Source organism: Vibrio profundi, from assembly GCF_005281835.1.
Taxonomy (GTDB): Bacteria; Pseudomonadota; Gammaproteobacteria; order Enterobacterales; family Vibrionaceae; genus Vibrio; species Vibrio profundi.
Window position 1 is genome coordinate 113,871 of the sequence record NZ_RZIS01000011.1, and the last position, 20,726, is coordinate 134,596.

Genomic DNA, 20,726 nt, shown 5'->3' on the forward strand with positions numbered 1-20,726 from the left:
AGCAAAGGCAGAAAACACATGATGTCAAACATGAACTTACAAGGCTTAGATAAATTAGACCGCAAAATTCTTTCAAACCTTTTGTCGAATGGTCGCGAATCTATCGCGAACTTATCCCGCAATATCGGTTTGTCCCGTACTGCTGTAGCAGAGCGAATCAACCGACTTGAAAAAACAGGGATCATCAAAGGGTACACTGCGCAAATACGCGTAGAAAATGAAGGAAGAAAAGCAGCAAGCTACCTACTGATCTCTTGCGAAAAAGGCAAAAAGAATGAGGTAAGTAACGCGCTTAAAGAACTACCAGAGGTTCGCTTAACCAGTATTGTTGGCGGCACCTATGACATTATCGCACTGATCGAGGCACCAGATTTACAATCCATTCACCACTTATGTAATGAAATTGAATCTTTTGTAGGCATTCGTTCTCTTAACACGACAGTGGTTCTACACCAGCCGATTAGCCGCTAAACATAACCCCAAAAAAGCCGCTCTACTGAGCGGCTTTTTAAATACTTCCGATAACTTTTATTTTTGCGTCTTGCGAAGACGGCTTTCCAAGCCAGAGTGACTGGCCTAGCTGATTACCGTTACCCTGCCCCAATGTATTTTCCGGAATGCTATCTAGATTCACGGTAAGTTTAAGATCCCAAGACATGGGATCACGTAAGATAAACCTCATCAAGCCTACTAATGTTGTATGCAGTTCACCGCCATTGGAAAATTGCTTAAATGTAGCGAAGTCAATGTTATCGATACACACATTAAACTTGCCATTCAAATCGGCGATGCTTTGCCCTAAATGCAAGTTTTGTCCTAGCACACAGTTAGAGCGGTTCAACCGGTTTCGTTGACTCTCAGCGATATTAACTCGGCGAAATACCCACTCCTCTATTCTCACACTTGGCAGTGAAAAGTAGTGCGCGACAATACCCGAGATAAGTTTAGGTGAGCGTGTACGAGTCGATAGCTGATTCACATAGGAAAGTATTTTCGCTCGATCAAGTTCTGCAACATCACATTCTTGAATAACGCTCGATAGCCCAGCTAAATGAAGGACTCGACCAGAAAAGGCATCGGTCGCTCCACTCTGATACTGCACGTGATAGCGATACTTTTTCCACACTCGATAAAGCATGCTCGTATATCGATTATGGAAAAAATCAAAGAAATCTTTCACCGGGTTATCTTCCGGATCACGCCCGGCTAATTTTTCGGTGTAAGTCGCTGGAAGCGGTGAGCTCGAACCATGTAACCCAAGGAAATTGGTTTCTACCCGGGAATATTGCTCACCATTGCGTTCCATGTGAGTAATAAAGTCCATATCACTCTTGGGAAACGACAGTTTCGGTGACACACTAAATTCGATGCGTTCTTGGTGAAAATACTTGTTTTCACCTACCGCCACAAAATCGGTACCCGCTTCTAGCTGGTAGTGCTTTTCTAGTAACGAAACAGCCTGATAAAAGCTAAATTCATTGGTACTGTCTGACAATGTATTAATCATAGTATCGTTTGCTGCCCCTCTAGGCTTGCCCAGTGGTAGTTTTCTCCACTTGCTTCATCAAACACTTCTAATTCTGTAAATGAATTCACACTAGAATAAAGTCGAATAAACTCATTAAGCACATTCGCCATTAAGAACATGTCACCTTCATTCACAAAGAACTTCGAATTCGCAACGAGCCTAAATTGGTTACCTCTGACTGAAACCCCTCTAAAAACACGATCAATCGGCTTCATTTCTGAAGAGATAATCCCGTCTAGGCGATGAATCGAAGCTCGGTGCGCTTGGCGATCAACGCGAGAATGAAAGTCATAGGTAGACAGCAATACTTTGAGTACGTCTATATTTGCCAAAGACAAGTAATTTAGTGACATATTAGCGATCAACTGCCATTGAAGTTCACCATTCACTTGTGGGCTCACTGATTGCGTTGGCTTGGTAATATTGCTGAATGTCGCGTAAGTCGGCGATTTATGAGTGGTGTAGATAATGTCGCCAACAGATAAACGCTCTGCCAAATCTGCATTGCTACACTGCAATTTCATTAACACCGTTTCAGTCCCCAACTCGGCAATGTCACCATTGTGTGTATGGAAAGAAATGTAGCGTTCAAGACCGCGTCCACTCACTCTTTCACCTACTTTAGACTTGTAGAACTCTCGTTTATCTCGCTGGTTAATTTGGTGTTCAAAGGACTCAAATTCAATTAGCGGCTTGCGTCGGCGTTCATCCTTACTCCAACTTTCGACCTGATTAATGGAGTAGACTTCATAATGTTCTTGGTTAGTGCTTTGTGGTCGAACTTTATATTCATTTCGACGGTGTTCGAGGCGAATCGGATCGCCATCTTTATCAAACAAGTTCACCGCTGGTGTGCAGTGCAAACGCAAGTGTTTGTCTTTTAACACCACTTCAGATGGTAAAGCACGCTTAAAGTGAAATGACATTTTAACGGTACTTCGCTGAGGAATACCTTTTAACCACTCTAACCCTTGGATGTCGAAAAACATGAACTTATCAGGCAATGAAAAGTATTCTTGAAGTAAGCGATAACCAGCAAATGATTTTTTGCTGTATGGCAGCAGAGCTTCATCTTCTTCATAGCCCACAGGCTTAACAAATTCAGGACCAAGCTTATGTTTGTACCCGCCACCAACATCAAGTTCGACATAATCAAGATATCTGAACAACCAAAGAAAAACCGATCTGGTGATATGGATCTCGCCGTGCAGGTGCAATCTGAGTGTGTCCAATCCAATCCGAGAAAGTTCTAACCCGTGCTCTGTCGATAGTGTGACATCTATACTCGAACTTGTTCGGCTGTTCGTTTGTTCAATGTTGGTAATTTGGATAGGATATAAATCGACATCGTAACAGGTTCTAAATTGGCACTGCGTCCCTTCAACTTGCTCACTCGCCATTTCCGCGCCGCGTTTTACGACCGTCTTCTCGGTTACGCTTCCGGTATAAGGCTTAAGCTCGCTGATACACATTGAAGGCACAGAACGCATGTAGTGAGGCCAGAGTAACGTCATTAGCGACTGAGTAAGCTCGGGCAACTCATCGTCAATTTTCTCGCGAATTCGCCCAGTTAGAAACGCAAAGCCTTCCAAAAGACGTTCTACATCGGGATCAAACGTTCCTTCTGCAAGAAAATGGGTTAACTTTGGATGGTATTTGGCAAATTCACTGCCTGACTCACGTAAATACGTCAGTTCATCTTGAAAATATTTGCTGTTACTCAAGTGACACCTGCTAAACGTTAAATTGACCGTCTGTTCCCATGTAAACATCAATCGACATTGGAACTTTACCGCCGTTATGCGAAACCTCGCCACAAATACCGAAACCCAATTGAAGTGGGTTATGATCGTCTTCGCGATAGTGAACTTCGACGTTTCTTAATCGCGGTTCAAAGCTTTCGATTGTGGATGCAATGTTCTTCTGAATATGACGAACTAAATTAGTATTGTTTGACAACACATCGTTGAAATCGGGTAAACCGTACTCATCATCAATCATTGCATTGCCAGAATGAGTGTTGAGTAAATCGGCAAGGTGCAGATGTATTGACTCGATAAGGTGCCTGTGCGAAACCACCTTTTCATAACAGTTTTTCGGTTCGCCTAATTCGATGCGCTCTAGAAGTCGATAACCTTTTTCCATGCTCTTTCCTACGAAAAAAGCAGCCAGAAGTCTGGCTGCTTGTTACGACAAGTCTTTGATTACTGGTCTAGTTTACCCACTAGAGACAGGTCAAAGCTTGCGCCCATGTACTTGAAGTGTGGACGAACAGACATTGATACTTTGTACCAGCCTGGATCGCCTTCTACATCAGATACTTCTACCTTCGCAGCGCGTAGTGGTCGGCGACCACGAACTTCTGCTGGCGGGTTTTCCTGATCAGAAACGTATTGACGAATCCATTTGTTCAGTTCGATCTCTAGGTCAGAACGTTCTTTCCAAGAACCGATTTGTTCACGTTGAAGCACTTTAATGTAGTGTGCTAGGCGGTTAATGATGAACATGTAAGGTAACTGAGTACCTAATTTGTAGTTCATCTCCGCTTGCTTACCTTCTGGTGTGTTCGCGAACACTTTTGGCTTCTGTACTGAGTTTGCAGAGAAGAACGCTGCATTGTCAGAGCCTTTACGCATCGTTAGAGCGATAAAGCCTTCTTCAGCCAGTTCGTATTCACGACGGTCAGAAACCAGGATCTCAGTTGGGATCTTAGTTTCGATTTGACCCATAGCTTCGAAGTTGTAAACAGGAAGATCAAATACTGCACCACCACTTTGAGGGCCAATGATGTTTGGACACCAGCGGTACTTAGCAAATGATTCACTGATCTTCGACGCCATTGCGTACGCAGAGTTACCCCAAAGGTAGTTATCATGGCTGTCTGTTACCTTCTCATCGTAGTCAAACGCCTTAATTGGGTTATCTTCCACAGAATAAGGAGTACGAAGCATGAAGCGTGAAGTACAAAGACCAACATAACGTGCATCTTCATGCTCACGGAAACCACGCCATTTGGTGTATTGAGGACCTTCGAATACTGATTTAAGGTCTTTTAGGTTCGGTAGCTCTTCGTAGCTGTCCAAACCAAAGAACTTAGATGAAGCTGATGTGATAAACGGTGCATGCGACATCGCGCCAACGTTACCCATGTACTCCATAAGCTTAATGTCTGGAGAAGAAGCAGACAGCTGGTAATCACAAACGACTGCACCTACTGGTTTACCACCAAATTGACCGTATTCTCTTGTGTAGATCTGCTTGTAAAGACCAGATTTAACTACTTCCGGCGCATCTTCAAAGTCGTCTAGAAGTTCATCTTTCTTCGCTGAGATTAATTCAATTTGAATGTTCTCTCTGAAGTCCGTGTGATCAACAAGGTACTTTAGTCCGCGCCACGTTGATTCAATCGCTTGAACTTCTTCGTTGTGAAGAATCGCGTCAACTTGCTTAGATAATTTTTGATCGATCTCAGAAATCATTAGATCAACAAGAGACTGATCTACTTTTTCTGTTGTTGTGCTGCTCAATAGCTCGCCAATAAATGCTTCTACGCCGCGTTTTGCAACATCAAAACCTTCATCGCTTGGCTTTAAACGTGTTTCATTAAGAATGCTGTCCAAAAGTGAGCCCGATTCTGCTAGGGCTGCTTCTTGTTCTGGCGCTTGTGCTTCTGCCGACATGGTATCCCTTACTCTTCTTTCGCTTCTTGGCTTTCACCAATGCTTAGTTCTTCCAACAGTTTCTTTCTTGCGTCTTCATCTTGAAGCACAGCTGCAATTTTCTTACGGAATGCAGGTACGTTTCCAAGAGGACCTTTAAGAGCAACTAACGCTTCACGAAGTTCTAGCAAACCATTCAGTTCAGGTACGCTTTTCGCGATAGCTTCAGGTGAAAAGTCCTTCATGTTTTTGAACGTTAGATCTACACCGATCTGCGCGCCTTCTTCATCAGAAAGACGGTTAGCAACGTTAGCTTTAACGTTAGGTGCGTAACCATCTAGAACTTCGTTAAAGTTATCTTTATCGATGTTGATTGGTGTACGTTCTTCAATTGGAGTCTCATCTGCGCGAGCAGTGAAATCACCCACAACCATCATACTCAACGGCAGTTCTACGTCTTCTTGCGCATCACCTGTCGCTGGAACATAACGGATATTAATTCGCTCTTTAGGAGCCACCGAGCCATCACGTGACATAATTAGTTCCTTATCTAACTCTGTTACTTGTCATAAATTATTTCCCATTCGTTGTACTTTTCAGGGAGAAGATCTTTTGTTCTGTATAACTCTTGAAGAGTTTTTTGAATCAAGCCTTCTAACTGCATAAACAAATGAGGTTCCCAGCTCGCGAGATTAAATTCCTTTTGCACTTCCCAACCCTTTTCTAGGTATGGCAAACACAAAGGGAATAAACCCGCACTGTGGTAAGCTTTTACCAGTTGTAAATACAACGTGAACTGCCCTCGCCCGGAGTTATCCAACTCCAATTTTCGAGAAAGCTCTGCTGCATGCTCACCCAAGTTTTCTAGGGTGATATCCTCCATTGGCAGTGAATCATCTTCAGTAACGACAACCGTCGTAATGACAGGTTGGCTACCAGACGTTCCAGCAACACTTTTAGACAACCAATTAAGTGTCGCTTCGTCTGCAAATGGAATAGAATTCTTAAATGAAAGGTGTTCGATACCTTCGAACTGCTGCACAAACAATTTCACTTCTTGCTCAACAGCCGACGCGGCTTCACTCCACCCTAAATTGACTAGCATCGAGTACACATAAAAGTGCCCCGTTAACCAGAAAGGTGCGTCTGTTAACGTACGTTCGAGACGTTTGATTGTGTCCACATCACTTTCTTGAGCGGCTTTATCTTTGTAATCAGCCTGCTGATCAGAAGACACAGCTAAACTTAGTGGAGTTTCGTTATTTTGATGATCGGGTAATCCGTCAATGTCGTCCCATGTAAGATGGCGATATATGCGATAAGCCAGTGGATTACTTGGGTCAGAATAAATCATGACTTCAGCCACTTTCTTTAACGAACGTTTTGAAGCAGCCGGAGAAGAGAAGTCGGTATCAACATCCACTTCCTTCGACACCACTTTACGAGGTGCCTGTTTTACCGGCGTAGGCTTAGGCGCTACCGCTTGAGCTACTGGCGCAGTCTCCACAACACTTTCTGGTTGCGCTTCAACACTTGGCTTCGCAATTTGCTCTGATACTGTGGAGTCGGAAGTTGGGGCTTCCGCTTCATCCGCTGCTGCACTTTGCATCAGAACATTAAGCTGCGTTCTTATTTCGAAAAAGTCAGATTCTGAGTCATGGAATACATCGTCAAATTGTCGCTGAACGTCTTCAACTAAGGTCGCGCATTCAGAAAGTACACTCCAAGCTAGAGGCTGAGACGAAAGCTTATTGCACACCAATTTGACTTGATGGTTTAGCCACTCAACAGCTCCATCACGCCCCCTTTTCCTTTTCGGATAAAGGTCAGAGCCGTATCGAACAAGTGACTCATTCAAAAGCGCTAATCCTTGCTTAAGACCATCAAGGTCTGCCTCTTCCACTAATGCGCGGATCAAATAACAGATGGCTTTGAGATCTTTGCTGTGTCGTTCAAGCACCTCAGTTGAGTGAGTTTTAACGACTTTCCAATCAACAGTTTCGCCAAACAATGAACCGAACTTTTTAACTTCGGCTTCCATCATTTCGTAACAGAACTCATACCTCGCATCTTCACCAGCAGGCGTTTGTTCAGATATCGGAGCTAATAGCTGTTCGTTAATATTGGTCATAGTTAGCCTCGCTCCTCAGATAGGTAATCTCGAACGGCTCTTTCTACCGCAATCGCTCCGCGAGCAGGTTTAGACTGTTGATGGCTTTTATCGATAGACTCTGTTGCCATACCATCGAGTAGACCAATGATTTCACTGAATTTTTTAGGTGCATTGACTTCAAGATCATTCAGTGAGTCATGCAGCTTTTGCTTATTGAAAAAAGACTGCTCTGTGACGGTACTGAACAGAATAAATTCACTTCGCGCTATCTTCAGGTTACGGACCTTCTCGACCAATTCTGGGGTTGGGCCAAAAAAGCTCTGCGCCGCTTCAGCTTCTATAATCGCTTTTGAGTAGTAGCGCTGCTGAGCGTTTAATTCGATAGATTCGTAGATATTCGACAGTATTTGCTTAGGTAACACTTGGCTATAGAAGTACGCTTCCGACTGATTCAGTAACCAAGCGGCTTTCAATTCATTGTCAGCCAGCTCGCTTTCACCCTGTAGTACCAGGTCTGCTAACTTCGCCACTTTGCTACCTGAAACACCAGACAGCTTTTGAGACTCAATCGATGCTGTATTCAAGCTTTGCATTGCTGAGGTTAATGCTCTGTCAGCGTACGGGAACAACGAACCATCTGCGTTTAATTTTTCTCGAAGAGAAACAAGATCACGCCTGACTTGACCAAGTGTAGAAGGTAAATTGTCTGCGAGTGTTTGGTATGAAGAAAGCTGTGGTCTGTTTTTCTTGTACAGATCCGAAAGCTTTTTTTGCTGCACTTGATACGCTTCGCGATACGGTGCAGTAGTCACTACATTCATTTCCATGTCATTCAAAGCATGCTCAATCTCCCATGGAGGCTGTGCTAGGAATGACGCTGTTTGTGCTGGTTTAATGTTTGCTGTAGACACAGCAGAAGAACGTTCTGAATTAACGATCGACTTCCATTCAGGTTGAGCTTGGTTATAGAGGTAATGACCCGTTATGGCGATAACGCTCATCACTAAACTCGCTTCAAGCACTTTAAATCGACCACTGTTCGACTTATCTGACGGTCGACGCTGTGTTAATACGAGATCCGCATTTCTAAGGTTGCTGAATATAGGCGCATTAACCTTGGAGTCGATGGTTTGAGTATCGATATTAGCCAATTGTTGCGCAAAAGAAATAGCGGTATAACCGTGACCTCGAGGGTTTTTGATCACCTCACGAATTTGCTTCCAAACATGGTTAGGAATAAGCGATGGTCGTTTACGGCTCTTTAACTGTTTATGCCACGCATCACCAAATGCAGCCCCTAAAAATAGGTGACCGGTTAACAGCGCGAGAGAATAAACGTCGTCTTGTGGTTTTGCTATGCCGCTTTCTAGATAGAGTGGTGAAGCATAGCTAAGACTTGCCTCAGCATAGTTTTCAGATTCACCTATGTACCTTGCAGCACCAAAATCAATTAACTTTACGTAATCATTATCGGTAACAAGAATATTCGATGGTTTAATATCGAGATGGCATATCCCTCTGGTGTGCATAAACTCCAGAGCTCCCGATAACTGATAAACCAACCATGCAATATGGTCGTAACGAAACCCTTTTGTGGAGTGTCGTTCCATCTTTTCGGCTAGAGATTCACCCTGAATCCATTCATACATTAGGTACGGTCGCTCAAATTCGCTACCGATCTTTATGAATTCAGCGACACTAGGGTGTTGGGATATTTCTAAGCGGCTTGCTTCATTAAGAAGCATTTTGTGGGCGACATCTGGCGCATCATCATTCACGACTTTGCAGCAAACTTGCTTTTCAGGTTGGTCTTTCTTCGCTAAATGGTAAACCGTCGTCTTGCCATTTTTAGACGGCAAAGTGTCAAGGACGTCAAACTGAGAAAAAAGAACATATTCCAATTTTGGCTTATTTTTATTCGCCATTGTTTGTTGGTTATGTTTCTTTTTTTCGATGGCTTTAACAACCAACTGGTCAATATAGCCTTTCGCTGCCCCTTGTTTATCTGACACGTCGCACTCTTTAATCAAACAAATATTATTAGGGGCAAATAATAGTTATTCTAGAGACTTAGTTTCAAGGCCAGTAATTAAAACAAACGGTAAGACTATTAGTTTAGTTATATTTACTAGAATATTTAATCGTTAGACTTTCTCTTTCACTAACTATTCAAATTGCTTTTATCAGGATTATTATCAATAAAAGTTAGCCACAATAAGCGATGCATAACTGGTCTATTAAAAACGTTAACTAGCTAACAATTGTAACAACGCTTTTTCTTTATTTTGGTCAAACATTAGCAAGGAGATTGGCTGATTAAGGTCGTGCTGTCTGATTGCAAAACCAACCAAAGCCAACGCTGAACAATTCCCCATGGTACCCCAAAGTTCATTGATCAATTTAGGTTGCTGGGGGTTAATAAAACGCTCCGCTCTGGCTCCTAAGGCGAAGCCATAATCTTCAGTGTGAGCACGAAGGTTAGTCATATCGCTGTATACTTCACCAAAGGAGTCTAAAACCTTACTGGCTTTTTGCACCAATCGATACATCCCTCTTCTGTCCGTTGAACCAGTATCAACTTCCATATACCCCAACTTCGCTTTTGGTGTGAGTTTCAATGTATCCACCAAGTTTTTTCTACATAAAATAATCCCTGCCGCGCCTTCACTCGGGATGATTCCCCAAGGGTTACTGCTACTCAGAACAGAGCGTTCTTCTATGAGTTTATCCAAGTGGCTGACCAATGAATCTGCCGACACACACAAGAGTGCGTCATACCGTTCCATCGCTTTAAGTGCATGCAACAGGGTACTTGGTCCACCAACTTGAACGATATCGACATGAGAAATGCAATCATTATAGGTGCTTTCACCTACCCAGTCTTTCACTTTAACTACGTCGATCCCCTTTGGTAAGGTAATCTGTAAAGGGATCGGCTTTAGAGCTCGAGGGAGCTGCTCCAGCAAAGATTCAATAATGTAGCTGAGCATTTCATACAGTTTCTCATCCGTTTCCTTCTGAGTAGTAAATTCAACACTCGCGAATGTGAAACGCTCTAAGCCATCATCAGACACTCGTTGATCAAACCGACCTAAATCACTTTGAGCAACTTCCGTCGCGATATCCAGATTCATACCGGTCGGCGTGACAACTTCTGTACCTAAAATGTACCCACCTTTTGAACTAAGCATTTTGACGCTCCCTTTCAACCGCTTTAATTTCTGTAGCGATCAGCAAGTGCTCCCTACCCTGACAAGGAAAGGCTGCGGTATAACTAACAGACACTGTTTTTTGTTCTGAATCGACAAAAACCGTATAAATCGACATATCGCTTTGGTAGGTTTCGTCTTGAAACTTCGCTATCGCGACATACTGCTCACTCGGAATTCGAAACAAAATAGTATCGTCGTGACAAAAGCCACTCATCACCATCCGTTCTCCCCCCAATAAGTAGCCTTTACACTGCTGATCGACAGGCGCACTCTGATAGAAGCGTTTATCAAAATCTGTAGGTAGCATTGGTCGACGTGTTTCTTCCCAATGCTCATCAAAGGTGCCTGCAAAAGTAAGACGAGATTCAAAAAACGGTGGAACAGGACCGAAACCAGCGGTTCTAAGTTTGGCACCCGTAGGGCTCCAATCTTCTTTCGGATAAAAAACACTTGGCACGTTTTGTTCAAGCAACTCCTTATTTGAGCTGGCAATACCGCAACCAATGCGGTTGCGTATATCACCACCAATCGCGTTTGAATAATCAATTTCTTTCTCGATGAACTCAGTCGGGCGGCTCATCGTAAGGCTGCCGCCATGTTCTATCCAAACTCGCTCACCATGTACCGAAATTGTTTTATCAATATGCCCATCAAGTAAGAGACGGCATTCATGATAAACGACTGGTTTTTTTGAATAACTTCTCGCTTTGCCATAAATCAGCACATCGGTATTTTGTTTGAAGTAAGCAAATTCATGATCTTCTTTCATTGCAGAAATACCAGGTTCCCCGGCGTAAACCGGATCGTCATGGATCAGCGATTCTTCTTGCTCCACCCAAGCGGTTACTTCCAATTTCCAAGTACGTTTACCAGTGACCACCCACACTTCGTTACCATTTTCATCACGTTGAAATCGACCTTTAAGCGTGAGTTCCGGGTGTGAATCAATATCCCACAACTGCATGGTTACCCCTTAAATTGAATCGTTCAGCTACCGAAGGAAGCGCTTTAAGCCTTTTGATATTCCATTCTTGTTGATGTATCGGCATCGTCGCATCCCACGGAATATAAACACGTGAATGAAGGCATGTCTGTTGCCATAACCAGCTTCTAAATGAGTCATCAATGTTCTTGTCCATCATAGCTGTCATTGTTGAGTCGAACGTCAACTCATAACCTAGTCGGGATGGAAGGCGCATAACGTGCCCATCGCTATTTCTCCAATCGGATAACAAGTTCGTTATTTCCTGCCACTCCAGTTCAATTCCTAACTGATGGGGATAAACGGGTAGTACTGAACCATAAACGACATAAAGCGCCTTTAGCCAGATTTCACCATCAACTCCATCGAGCTGTGTTAAATGATCTAGTACTTGAGGGGTTAACTCCGTATCTCCGGCAAGAGCATAATGAATAGGAGCGTCAGCCACGGTCACATCAAACTCTGAGAACTCTTTTAACTCAAGAACCTTAGCGAAAGTAAGAATGCGTGGATGGGAAATAGCAGCAGACTCAATGCCAAAATGTTGCCTGAACCATGTGCTTCTATCATGTCGAGTCAAGAGACGTTCAAACAGGTACTGATCATGCTTTGCGTTCTGGTTGACCCACTCAATACCATCTTCAACATCTTGTCGAGCCAACGCGCAATAAGCGATTTTTTCTGGAATGGTTTTCACTTTTAGCCAACGCTTGGTTAACGCCACGCTATTTGTCTGCCTAACGCTTAAACACTCAAAGTATTGGGTACTTAAGGGCGCTTCACCTTCAATCAGTTCCGCTAAAGTGTAATCGAGTGACTCAATAGTGGACTGAACAACTAAGAGCTTTGCAAAATCAGGGGACACTTCATTCAGCAGCCCTAGTCCACAAAGAAGGTTATCTAACGAATACCCAAACTCTTCTTGCAGCATTAGCCAAACGTAAATCTCTATTTCTTGAGACTTAAGTTGATGTATAAACCCAGAATTAAAGCGGTAGAAAGATTGGTAAACCCGTTTAAGCTCACCTATCTGACGTTCAATCAAATTAAGGTAATCAATATCTCGGCTGGGGAAGCCTTTTTTGAACAACTGAAATCTTTGCTTTAACAAAAAGCCAAGAGATTCATTCGCCAATAATACTTTCTCGTTACAAAACGCAAGCCAAGTCGGGTTGACTTGCGAAAGCGATTCAACCGCTTTATCTGCCATTAGGGTCGCTTCGTCTACTCTCTGTTGAGTAACGGGGTCTTTAAGTTGCTCGACACTGATTCTTTGTCGCATCTATAAATCCAATAATAATACCGTTAGTTGATAGCGATTGTGCCGCCTTGAATCTTGTGGGCTTTTTCAGCTTGAGAAGTGACATACTTTGCTTTGGTCGTCACTCTTCCATCTCGACCGCTGTAGCGTGTTTCTGTTTCACCGCTACGAACAATCAGCTCCTGCTCTGTTTCAATGACCAACTTTTTGGCTCTTAACACCAATTCATCCGAGTCATCCATAAGCGAGAAAAAAATGTCGGTAACTATAGGCAAGCTAATATCTTGATTCAGAAACTCGATTCGACAATTCAACTGACTATCAATTGCAAGTTCTAATTCCGAACGGCGAAAGCCTCGCCCTAGCCTAGCTGAAATGGGTTGGGAAAACGGATTGCCGTCAAAATCAATACGGACGCTATTGCCCGATTCATTGATTGATATAATTCTTCCAAAACGCGAAAAGCAAGCCGATGATTCGGCTTGCTGTTCAGTGATGGTTTCATTTGTTAAATGTGCTTTTTCCATCATTAATTTATCGCCACATTGCCACCTTTCACGACGACTTTATCGCTGCCTTCAATGGTGATTGAAGCGCCACTGAGCTTAATCGAGCCATCGCTGTTCATAACCAAAGATGAGCCACCTGTTTTCAATACAATTTTGTCGCCGCTGATGATCTGCGTTGCGCCATCGGCTTTGTAAGAGGTGTTCCCCTTCACCGACACCGTTAAGTTTCCACCGACGGTTTGGTTGTCATCCGCTCCAATATCTGAACTCTTCGACGCGCCAACGGTAAGATTGCTGTTTTCGCCGACATCTAAATCGTCATTCTTACCAATTTTTGTGGTTCGATTATCGCCAACCTCTAAGTCAGCGTTATTTTTCACATATTGAGTTTCGTTGGCATTGTATGTAACGGAAACATCTTGCTCTACCGTTTCGGTAAACGTGCTGTTTACCTGAGTCGTTTTATGGCCATCAATTGTTTCTTTATGATCACCATGAATATCATTCGTTTGATGACGGGCAACCTTAAGGAATTCATCTTGGCCAATGTCGCGGAAACGGTTGTTTAGCACCTTAGTCGACATGTCTTTTTGAGCGTGAATGTACACTTCTTCTTGATTGGCTTCATCTTCAAAGCTCAATTCATTGTAGCCAGACCCTTTGTGGGTTTGAGTTCGAAATGTCGTTCGGGTTTTATTTTCCGGTAGTGAATACGGAGGGTAATGAAGACCATTGTATACCGCACCTGTTACAAGCGGTCTGTCAGGGTCTCCCTCTAAGAAGGTCACTACAACTTCGTGACCAATCCGAGGTAAGTACACAGCACCCCATGTTGGCGCAGCCATTGATTGGCTCACACGAATCCAGCAGCTCGAATGCTCATCATCTTCACCATAACGATCCCAATGGAATTGAACTTTAATACGACCCAATTTATCGGTATAAATTTCTTCGCCAGCCGGACCAACAACGACCGCAGTTTGTGGGCCATCAACGATTGGTGCTTCCAGTTTAGGTGCGCGATATTCAACACTACGTGGAATACAGGAAAACTGGTTATGGTAAGTCGTCGGTAACCCACTGTTCTCGTCTTCATGTACCTGAGGATCGTGACCACTGTGCGTCACAGACAACATGATGTAATCGCGATTGATCTCAGACCGAGGGTGCTCACCAACACTAAAGCTGTAACCCGAAGCCAAGCGCATCACATCGCTACTTGCTTCAACTTGTTGGTTGTCGACCACGTGCTCAGACATCCACTCATTCGTCCGCACTTGCCCCATTATTGGGTCAACATAACGCCCTGGGTAGTCAAACAGTTTTAAGTCTTGGTCAAGGTCGCCTGAACTCGCCATTTCTTGTGGAATTTTAGGCTGTTCGTAGTTGTAATCTGTGTAAGTAACATGCCCAGTTTTCACTCGATTCACTAACTCTAAGTCAGTGATATGCTCGCGATCAGCAACGCCGCCGCCATCGGAGTGGTAAACAATAGGGCCTAGGTAAGACGCATTCAGCGGCGTACTAAGCAGCGGTGCAATCGCATCGTTACTGTCGACGATCACCATCGTATGATTAGAGTCGATGTGATCGAAGTAGTACCACATGCCGTGTTCGGCCATCATGCGCTGAACAAAGTGCAAATCAGACTCACGATATTGCAACACGTATTCTTTTGGTGGGTAAATGCCTGAAAGCTCAAAGCGATAGTCAGTAACCGCTCCATCATCGAGGACTTCTTGAATGATATCTGATGCGGATTTCTGTTGGAAGATACGACAATCTTGACGCTGAGATAAGAACCAAGCCTGTGGAACCAATACTAATTGATAGCGTGAGAATCGACGCCCAGAACCTAAATAGCGAACTTCATTCACCACGCCATTAAAACAACGTGCTGACGCAACGCCTTGACCATAAAGCGTTAACGTACCAGCCTTACGAATCAACGAATCAAACGTGATATCAGGATCAAGTGAAAGTAATGAGAGACTGATGTGGAAAGGTTTAGAAAGCTCTTCGTTAACTTGAAAGTTTTCGACTCGGAATTCATGCCCACAGCCGGGCACTTCAAATTTAAACTCTACGTCATTCACCATATCTTTTACCTGATACTAATAATGGAATAAGGGCCAACAATTGTTGGCCCTGAGTCTTTACGCTAAAAGCAATTATGCTTCGCGTGGAGCACGCCAGTCGTCGTTACCAGCAGTACCACAGTTTTCGTGTGTTACTTCGATTGCACGGTAAGTCAGCTTAAGAACTTCTTCTGTCACGCGGTCTGCTGTAGAAGCGTCTTGACAGTGGTTCATGCGAGTTTGGATGTCTACTAGTAGTGCATCAATCAGTTTGATTGAGTAGTAATGCTCTTGCTTACCTTGTACAGAAGTACGGTAGAAACGAATTACACACTCAGGAAGTTTTTCACCAGATACAAGCGCGTTGAATAGTAGTGGAGAAGAACGGTCTTGAACTTTTGTTACTACTACTGGGCGGTGAACACGTTGACCAGTTGGCTGACCACTTTGTGGATCACGAGGTACAGTTAGTACGTGGTCTAATTCTTGAACTAGGAACTCATCAACGTGAGCTTCTTGCCAAGTGTTACCTACAGAGTCTGCAGAGTAAGTGTCTTTAGTAATGTGACCTTGAGTTTCACCTTGGATAGACATATATGCTGGAGTTGGCATCGATATTTCCTTTTTAAATTCTTAATTTGTTTAAATCACCAAATCGCTTATCACCGCGACTGATTAGACTAATACAATCTCCATGCCAACTTTTAAAAACCTTAAAATACAACAACTTAGATAAATTTCAATGTTATTTATTAATTTATTAACTACAATTTATTGTTTAAATTCACAAAATATTGGGCAGCAATAATAATAAATTGTTTTGCCTCGATAAAGACAAAATAACCAATTTAAAAACACCAAAATAAGTTATTAACACTATCTGTTTAGGCAGATTAACCACAAATATAAACACACTGCATAAATTCAAACAAAATAAGAAATAAATACCACTAGAAACACCAGTAATTTAACTAACAAATACTAGTCAAAATATCTTAATTAAAAAATGCAAATAGCATTTTTAGTATAATTAGCGCTACTAAAAACCTATAACGAACGAAGTTACGATGATAAATATTAATCTTTCCTCATTAATTCAACGTCTGCACCCTATTGCTAAAGTCGCTTTAGAAGATGCAGCAGCACTTGCAGTCTCAGAAAAAGCAAACGAAGTTCAGATCGAACATTATTTATTAAGTCTTTTAGAAAGACCAAATAGTGATTTCGACGTCCTATTAAGTCAGTTTGACTGTTCAGAGAATTTATTAAGACAATCTATTCGCTCGACGTTAGACACCGAAGCAAAAGGTAACGGCAGCAAACCTGTGTTCTCGGCTTTACTCATTGAATGGTTACAAGAAAGCTGGTTAGTTTCGTCGTTAGATCTTTCTGAAACGCAAATTCGTTCAGGGGCATTGCTTCTTACTTTGGTGAGCAACCCACTTCGCTATGGTCAGCATGGTTACGCAACCATCCTTGAAAGCATTAACCCAGACAGCTTAAAACGTAACTTCGCTGAACTGACAAGCCAGTCGCTGGAAGCGCAAGTTGCTACATCAGAAAACACTAAAGCGCGTGAAGACGGCTCGGCATTAAGCAAATTCACCACCGATTTCACTGGTAAAGCCCGTAAAGGCGAAATTGATCCAGTATTCTGTCGTGACCAAGAAATCCGCCAAATCGTGGACATTCTCGCGCGTCGCCGTAAAAACAACCCTATCGCCGTTGGTGAGCCAGGCGTAGGTAAAACAGCAGTCGTAGAAGGGCTTGCGCTGAAAATTGTTCAAGGTGACGTGCCAGACAATTTGAAAGGCGTGGAACTTTACGGTCTAGACATGGGCTTATTGCAAGCTGGTGCGAGCGTTAAAGGTGAATTTGAAAAACGCCTAAACGCCGTTCTAGACGAAGTTAAAAACTCCCCTACACCTGTCATCCTTTTCATTGACGAAGCACACACGCTAGTTGGCGGTGGTAACCAAGCGGGTGGTAGTGATGCAGCAAACCTTCTTAAGCCTGCATTAGCTCGTGGTGAAGTAAAAACCATTGCTGCAACCACTTGGTCTGAGTACAAAAAATACTTCGAGAAAGATCCAGCGCTTGCACGCCGTTTCCAACTGGTAAAACTAGACGAGCCGTCACCAGAACAAGCCGCTTTGATCATTCGTGGTCTTCGCCCTGCTTACGAAAAATCGCATAACGTTTATGTACGTGATGATGCGATTACCTCAGCAGCAGCGCTTTCGGCGCGCTACATTTCAGGCCGCCAACTACCGGATAAAGCGATTGATGTGCTCGACACAGCATGTGCTCGTGTAAACATTAGCTTAAATGCAATTCCTGCTTCTGTTGAGTCACTTCAACAAGAACTTGCCGCACAACAGCGTGAACTTGAAGCTCTTGAGCGTGATGCATTACAACAGACTGGCGACAAGCACAGCCTGGCAACCATTCCAGATTTAAAACTCGCTATCGAAAGCACACAAGCGGACTACGAAACTCAGCTTGCACAATGGCAAGAGGAAAAAGCAAAGATCCAAGAAATGATTGCGCTACGCGCTCGCCTACATGAATTAGTGTCTGGCGAAGAAATCGTTGCAGAAGCAGAAGACGAAGACGCTCCAGTTTCTGAGTATGCAGAAATGGATGAAGAATCTGTCCGTATTGCTATCTCTGCGTGCCAAGAAACACTCGATGCTATCCGTGACGGAAACCCATTGGTTCACTACGAAGTTGGCCCTGATGAAGTCAGCCACGTTATCTCTGATTGGACAGGCATCCCAATGGGTAAAATGCTGCAAGACGAGGCAGAAACCACTCTTAAGCTAAAAGAAAGCCTGATCAAAAGCATCAAAGGTCAAGAATTCGCGATTGATGCATTATCTGAAGGTATCCAAACTGCGAAGGCTGGTCTTGGTAACCCAGATGCACCAACGGGCGTATTCTTATTAGTGGGGCCAAGTGGTGTCGGTAAAACTGAAACGGCTCGCGCTATCGCAGACCAAATGTTCGGTGGTGAGCGCTTTATGACGACCATCAACATGTCGGAATTCCAAGAGAAGCACACAGTTTCTCGTCTCATTGGTTCTCCTCCTGGCTACGTAGGCTACGGTGAAGGCGGCATGTTAACGGAAGCAGTGCGTCAACGCCCTTACTCTGTTGTTCTGCTTGATGAAGTTGAAAAAGCCGATCCAGAAGTACTGAACCTATTCTATCAAGTGTTCGATAAAGGTACGTTGAATGACGGTGAAGGACGTACTATCGATTTCAAAAATACATTGATTATCATGACCAGTAACCTAGCAACACATGAAATCGAATCTTTAGTACACCAATCAAAAGACATTGACGCCAACATTGTTGCAGAGGCGATTCGCCCAACATTGAACCAACATTTCAAACCTGCACTCTTGGCGCGTATGTCAGTGTTACCGTTCCTTCCTCTTTCGGATGACGCGATGACAGACATCATTCACCATAAACTGAACAAGGTATCTGAACGTCTGCAAAGTCACCACAAACTAACGCTAAGCTACAAAGAAAGCCTAGTTGAATTTGTGCTTGGCAACTGCCGCCTTGCTGAAACCGGTGCTCGTAACATCGATGCTGTTATTAACCGCCAGTTACTGCCACAACTTTCCACTCAATTGCTTGTTCATGAAAAAGACGAGTCACACACACAAATTGAAGTGTCTGTGGATGAGCAAGGAACCTTGACCTATGAGTTCAGCTAACCATAGCGAACTTAGCAACGCACTACTTGCGATCAGCCAATCTTTGGCTGATCGCAGTCAGTTGACTCAGACCTTAGATGCGGTGCTGACCGCAGCTAGGCAGATGACGTTTGCTAAGCACGGCATTATTTACGTTTTGGACCAAACGGGACAAGCGTTAATCCCAAGTACCGCTCATCACAACGATAAAGTGGTAGTCAGTCACCCTTGGGAGCCGTTACAACTTGATTCAGCCAGTGAGACCGACCCTTTTAATTTTGCCGTGCGCAACGGAGAAGTGGTTTTAATCAATGAGCTGTACAAGTACAACGGCTACGACTGTGAAGGTATCTATCAAACTGAGCAAACGCTTGGTCTAAAAAGCGACAACCTGCTTGCTTGGCCCTTGATTGATAATGAAAGTAAGACCATAGGCCTGTTGGTGTTGCTTGATCTAAGTGTGATCGATAATGAAACCGCTTTAACTGAATTTTGTCGAATGGCAGCAAGTAACATTCGACATGCAGTTTGGCTAGAACAATACGGTCAGGTCATTAAAAACCTAAGTGCAGATAACCAAGCGCTGGTGAGAGAAAACACGCAGTTAAAGAAACGTACTCAAAAAACCTATCAAGGTCCGATTGCCGAGAGCGAAGAAATGCTCAACGTATTAAACCGATTGGACAAAGTGCTTTCTTTGCCAGTAGATGTGTTGCTTCGCGGTGAAACTGGATCAGGTAAAGAAGTGATCGCGAAATACATTCACGAAAACTCTAACCGCGCTGACCAACCGCTGATCGTTCAAAACTGTGCGGCGATTCCAGAGCAGCTATTGGAATCTGAACTGTTTGGCCACAAGAAAGGCTCTTTCACCGGTGCAGATAAAGACAAAATTGGTCTGTTTGAAGCGGCAAATGGTGGCACGCTGTTTTTAGATGAAATTGGCGATATGCCAATGCTTCTGCAAGCCAAGCTACTGCGTGTTTTGCAAGAGCGTAGAGTACGACCTGTGGGTGCCAGCAAAGAAATTGAAGTGGACGTTCGAGTTATTGCGGCGACACACTGTAATCTTATGCAGCAAATTAAGGATGGCGGCTTCCGAGCGGATTTATTCTATCGCTTGAATGTCTTTCCTATCACTTTGCCGCCGCTGAGAGCAAGGCAAGCAGACGTGATTCCACTTGCAGAGCATTTTGTTCAGCACACGACAAATACGCTAGGGTTACCACAAGCGCCTGGGCTAAGTGCCAATGTACGAAAGCAGCTTATCGCGTACCCGTACCCAGGCAATGTTCGTGAGCTTAAAAACATCATTGAGCGATCGGTTTTATTGTCGGATTTCGAAACCATTACTCACATAGAATTCGGTGAGCAAGTTCCGGATGAAGCACACAGCATTCAGCTAGTACAGCAAGCGCCTACCGCCCCAGAACCGTCAGTTGCCGAATCAGAAGTGCCTGCCTCACCATCTAACGAGTCTTTAGGCTTAAAAGAGGTTGTGAGCCAGTACGAGCGAACCGTCATTTTAGACTGCTTGAATACGTGTAATTGGCATACCAAACGAGCAGCAGAGCAACTCTCACTCCCGTTAAGTACCCTCAACCACAAGATGAAGAAATACGATATTTCTGCGGCAGGTTGAGTTAAACACAAACCAATCACAGCAGAGTATTT

15 protein-coding genes and 2 pseudogenes are annotated in these 20,726 nt (G+C 43.7%); 4 read left to right on the forward strand and 13 right to left on the reverse strand.

The genetic code is table 11. The annotated features are described in order from the left end of the window. The first annotated feature begins 18 nt into the window (after window positions 1-18). A complete protein-coding gene (locus ELZ11_RS20990) occupies window positions 19-471 on the forward strand; it encodes an Lrp/AsnC family transcriptional regulator (protein ID WP_137359330.1) in 453 nt (150 codons plus the stop codon). Between the two features lie 37 nt (window positions 472-508). On the opposite strand, the gene tssG is transcribed toward ELZ11_RS20990, so the two are convergent. The 13 genes from tssG to ELZ11_RS21055 form a co-directional block, all read right to left on the reverse strand. After that, window positions 509-1,507 carry a type VI secretion system baseplate subunit TssG gene (gene tssG, locus ELZ11_RS20995; RefSeq protein ID WP_137359331.1) on the reverse strand — a complete coding sequence of 333 codons (999 nt, stop codon included), beginning with the start codon at window positions 1,505-1,507 and terminating at the stop codon, window positions 509-511. Next, window positions 1,504-3,252 carry a type VI secretion system baseplate subunit TssF gene (tssF, locus tag ELZ11_RS21000; protein ID WP_137359332.1) on the reverse strand — a complete coding sequence of 583 codons (1,749 nt, stop codon included), beginning with the start codon at window positions 3,250-3,252 and terminating at the stop codon, window positions 1,504-1,506. Before tssF ends, tssG begins: the two co-directional genes overlap by 4 nt. A gap of 10 nt (window positions 3,253-3,262) precedes the next feature. Continuing rightward, on the reverse strand, window positions 3,263-3,673 hold the full coding sequence (tssE, locus tag ELZ11_RS21005) for a type VI secretion system baseplate subunit TssE (RefSeq protein WP_137359333.1): 411 nt from the start codon (window positions 3,671-3,673) through the stop codon (window positions 3,263-3,265). 59 nt (window positions 3,674-3,732) lie between these two features. Further along, window positions 3,733-5,208, reverse strand: a complete 1,476-nt coding sequence (gene tssC, locus ELZ11_RS21010; RefSeq protein WP_137359334.1) for a type VI secretion system contractile sheath large subunit — start codon at window positions 5,206-5,208, stop codon at window positions 3,733-3,735. Window positions 5,209-5,216: 8 nt separating this feature from the next. Next, window positions 5,217-5,723: a type VI secretion system contractile sheath small subunit gene (tssB, locus tag ELZ11_RS21015; RefSeq protein ID WP_137359335.1), complete on the reverse strand. Its 507-nt coding sequence runs from the start codon at window positions 5,721-5,723 to the stop codon at window positions 5,217-5,219. 23 nt (window positions 5,724-5,746) lie between these two features. Further along, window positions 5,747-7,318 (reverse strand): type VI secretion system protein TssA, encoded by a 1,572-nt coding sequence (gene tssA, locus ELZ11_RS21020; protein WP_137359336.1) that lies wholly within the window; start codon window positions 7,316-7,318, stop codon window positions 5,747-5,749. A 2-nt stretch (window positions 7,319-7,320) separates the two neighbouring features. Next, window positions 7,321-9,312 (reverse strand): serine/threonine protein kinase, encoded by a 1,992-nt coding sequence (locus ELZ11_RS21025; RefSeq protein WP_137359337.1) that lies wholly within the window; start codon window positions 9,310-9,312, stop codon window positions 7,321-7,323. A gap of 234 nt (window positions 9,313-9,546) precedes the next feature. After that, on the reverse strand, window positions 9,547-10,491 hold the full coding sequence (locus tag ELZ11_RS21030) for a hypothetical protein (protein WP_137359338.1): 945 nt from the start codon (window positions 10,489-10,491) through the stop codon (window positions 9,547-9,549). After that, the gene (locus tag ELZ11_RS21035) at window positions 10,484-11,476 is read right to left on the reverse strand and encodes a DUF2169 family type VI secretion system accessory protein (RefSeq protein WP_137359339.1); all 993 of its coding nucleotides are present in this window, start codon (window positions 11,474-11,476) and stop codon (window positions 10,484-10,486) included. Before ELZ11_RS21035 ends, ELZ11_RS21030 begins: the two co-directional genes overlap by 8 nt. Then, entirely contained in the window at window positions 11,457-12,776 is a 1,320-nt protein-coding gene (locus ELZ11_RS21040; protein ID WP_137359340.1) for a hypothetical protein, read from the reverse strand. Before ELZ11_RS21040 ends, ELZ11_RS21035 begins: the two co-directional genes overlap by 20 nt. 23 nt (window positions 12,777-12,799) lie before the next feature. Beyond that, window positions 12,800-13,285: a hypothetical protein gene (locus tag ELZ11_RS21045; protein WP_137359341.1), complete on the reverse strand. Its 486-nt coding sequence runs from the start codon at window positions 13,283-13,285 to the stop codon at window positions 12,800-12,802. Further along, complete coding sequence (locus ELZ11_RS21050) at window positions 13,285-15,363, reverse strand: type VI secretion system Vgr family protein (RefSeq protein ID WP_137359342.1); 2,079 nt, start codon at window positions 15,361-15,363, stop codon at window positions 13,285-13,287. Before ELZ11_RS21050 ends, ELZ11_RS21045 begins: the two co-directional genes overlap by 1 nt. 72 nt (window positions 15,364-15,435) lie before the next feature. Then, complete coding sequence (locus ELZ11_RS21055) at window positions 15,436-15,954, reverse strand: Hcp family type VI secretion system effector (RefSeq protein ID WP_137359343.1); 519 nt, start codon at window positions 15,952-15,954, stop codon at window positions 15,436-15,438. A gap of 455 nt (window positions 15,955-16,409) precedes the next feature. Here ELZ11_RS21055 and tssH point away from each other — a divergent pair, with 455 nt between their 5' ends. The 3 genes and pseudogenes from tssH to ELZ11_RS24130 all read left to right on the forward strand — a co-directional run. Further along, window positions 16,410-19,073: a type VI secretion system ATPase TssH gene (gene tssH / locus ELZ11_RS21060; protein ID WP_137359344.1), complete on the forward strand. Its 2,664-nt coding sequence runs from the start codon at window positions 16,410-16,412 to the stop codon at window positions 19,071-19,073. Next, window positions 19,060-20,434, forward strand: a pseudogene (locus ELZ11_RS21065) (sigma-54-dependent Fis family transcriptional regulator); the annotation flags it as partial. The gene tssH and the pseudogene ELZ11_RS21065, both read left to right, overlap by 14 nt. A 98-nt stretch (window positions 20,435-20,532) precedes the next feature. Continuing rightward, window positions 20,533-20,694 (forward strand): annotated as a pseudogene (locus tag ELZ11_RS24130) (helix-turn-helix domain-containing protein); the annotation flags it as partial. Window positions 20,695-20,726: the final 32 nt, after the last annotated feature.

Bases quoted from the DNA above. Each gene is read 5' to 3' on its own strand.
- tssG (WP_137359331.1), bottom strand. From the start codon at position 1,507: ATGATTAATACATTGTCAGACAGTACCAATGAATTTAGCTTTTATCAG.
- ELZ11_RS21050 (WP_137359342.1), bottom strand. From the start codon at position 15,363: ATGGTGAATGACGTAGAGTTTAAATTTGAAGTGCCCGGCTGTGGGCAT.
- tssE (WP_137359333.1), bottom strand. From the start codon at position 3,673: ATGGAAAAAGGTTATCGACTTCTAGAGCGCATCGAATTAGGCGAACCG.
- tssB (WP_137359335.1), bottom strand. From the start codon at position 5,723: ATGTCACGTGATGGCTCGGTGGCTCCTAAAGAGCGAATTAATATCCGT.
- tssA (WP_137359336.1), bottom strand. From the start codon at position 7,318: ATGACCAATATTAACGAACAGCTATTAGCTCCGATATCTGAACAAACG.
- ELZ11_RS21045 (WP_137359341.1), bottom strand. From the start codon at position 13,285: ATGATGGAAAAAGCACATTTAACAAATGAAACCATCACTGAACAGCAA.
- ELZ11_RS20990 (WP_137359330.1), top strand. From the start codon at position 19: ATGATGTCAAACATGAACTTACAAGGCTTAGATAAATTAGACCGCAAA.
- ELZ11_RS21040 (WP_137359340.1), bottom strand. From the start codon at position 12,776: ATGCGACAAAGAATCAGTGTCGAGCAACTTAAAGACCCCGTTACTCAA.
- ELZ11_RS21055 (WP_137359343.1), bottom strand. From the start codon at position 15,954: ATGCCAACTCCAGCATATATGTCTATCCAAGGTGAAACTCAAGGTCAC.
- ELZ11_RS21035 (WP_137359339.1), bottom strand. From the start codon at position 11,476: ATGCAGTTGTGGGATATTGATTCACACCCGGAACTCACGCTTAAAGGT.
- tssC (WP_137359334.1), bottom strand. From the start codon at position 5,208: ATGTCGGCAGAAGCACAAGCGCCAGAACAAGAAGCAGCCCTAGCAGAA.
- ELZ11_RS21030 (WP_137359338.1), bottom strand. From the start codon at position 10,491: ATGCTTAGTTCAAAAGGTGGGTACATTTTAGGTACAGAAGTTGTCACG.
- tssH (WP_137359344.1), top strand. From the start codon at position 16,410: ATGATAAATATTAATCTTTCCTCATTAATTCAACGTCTGCACCCTATT.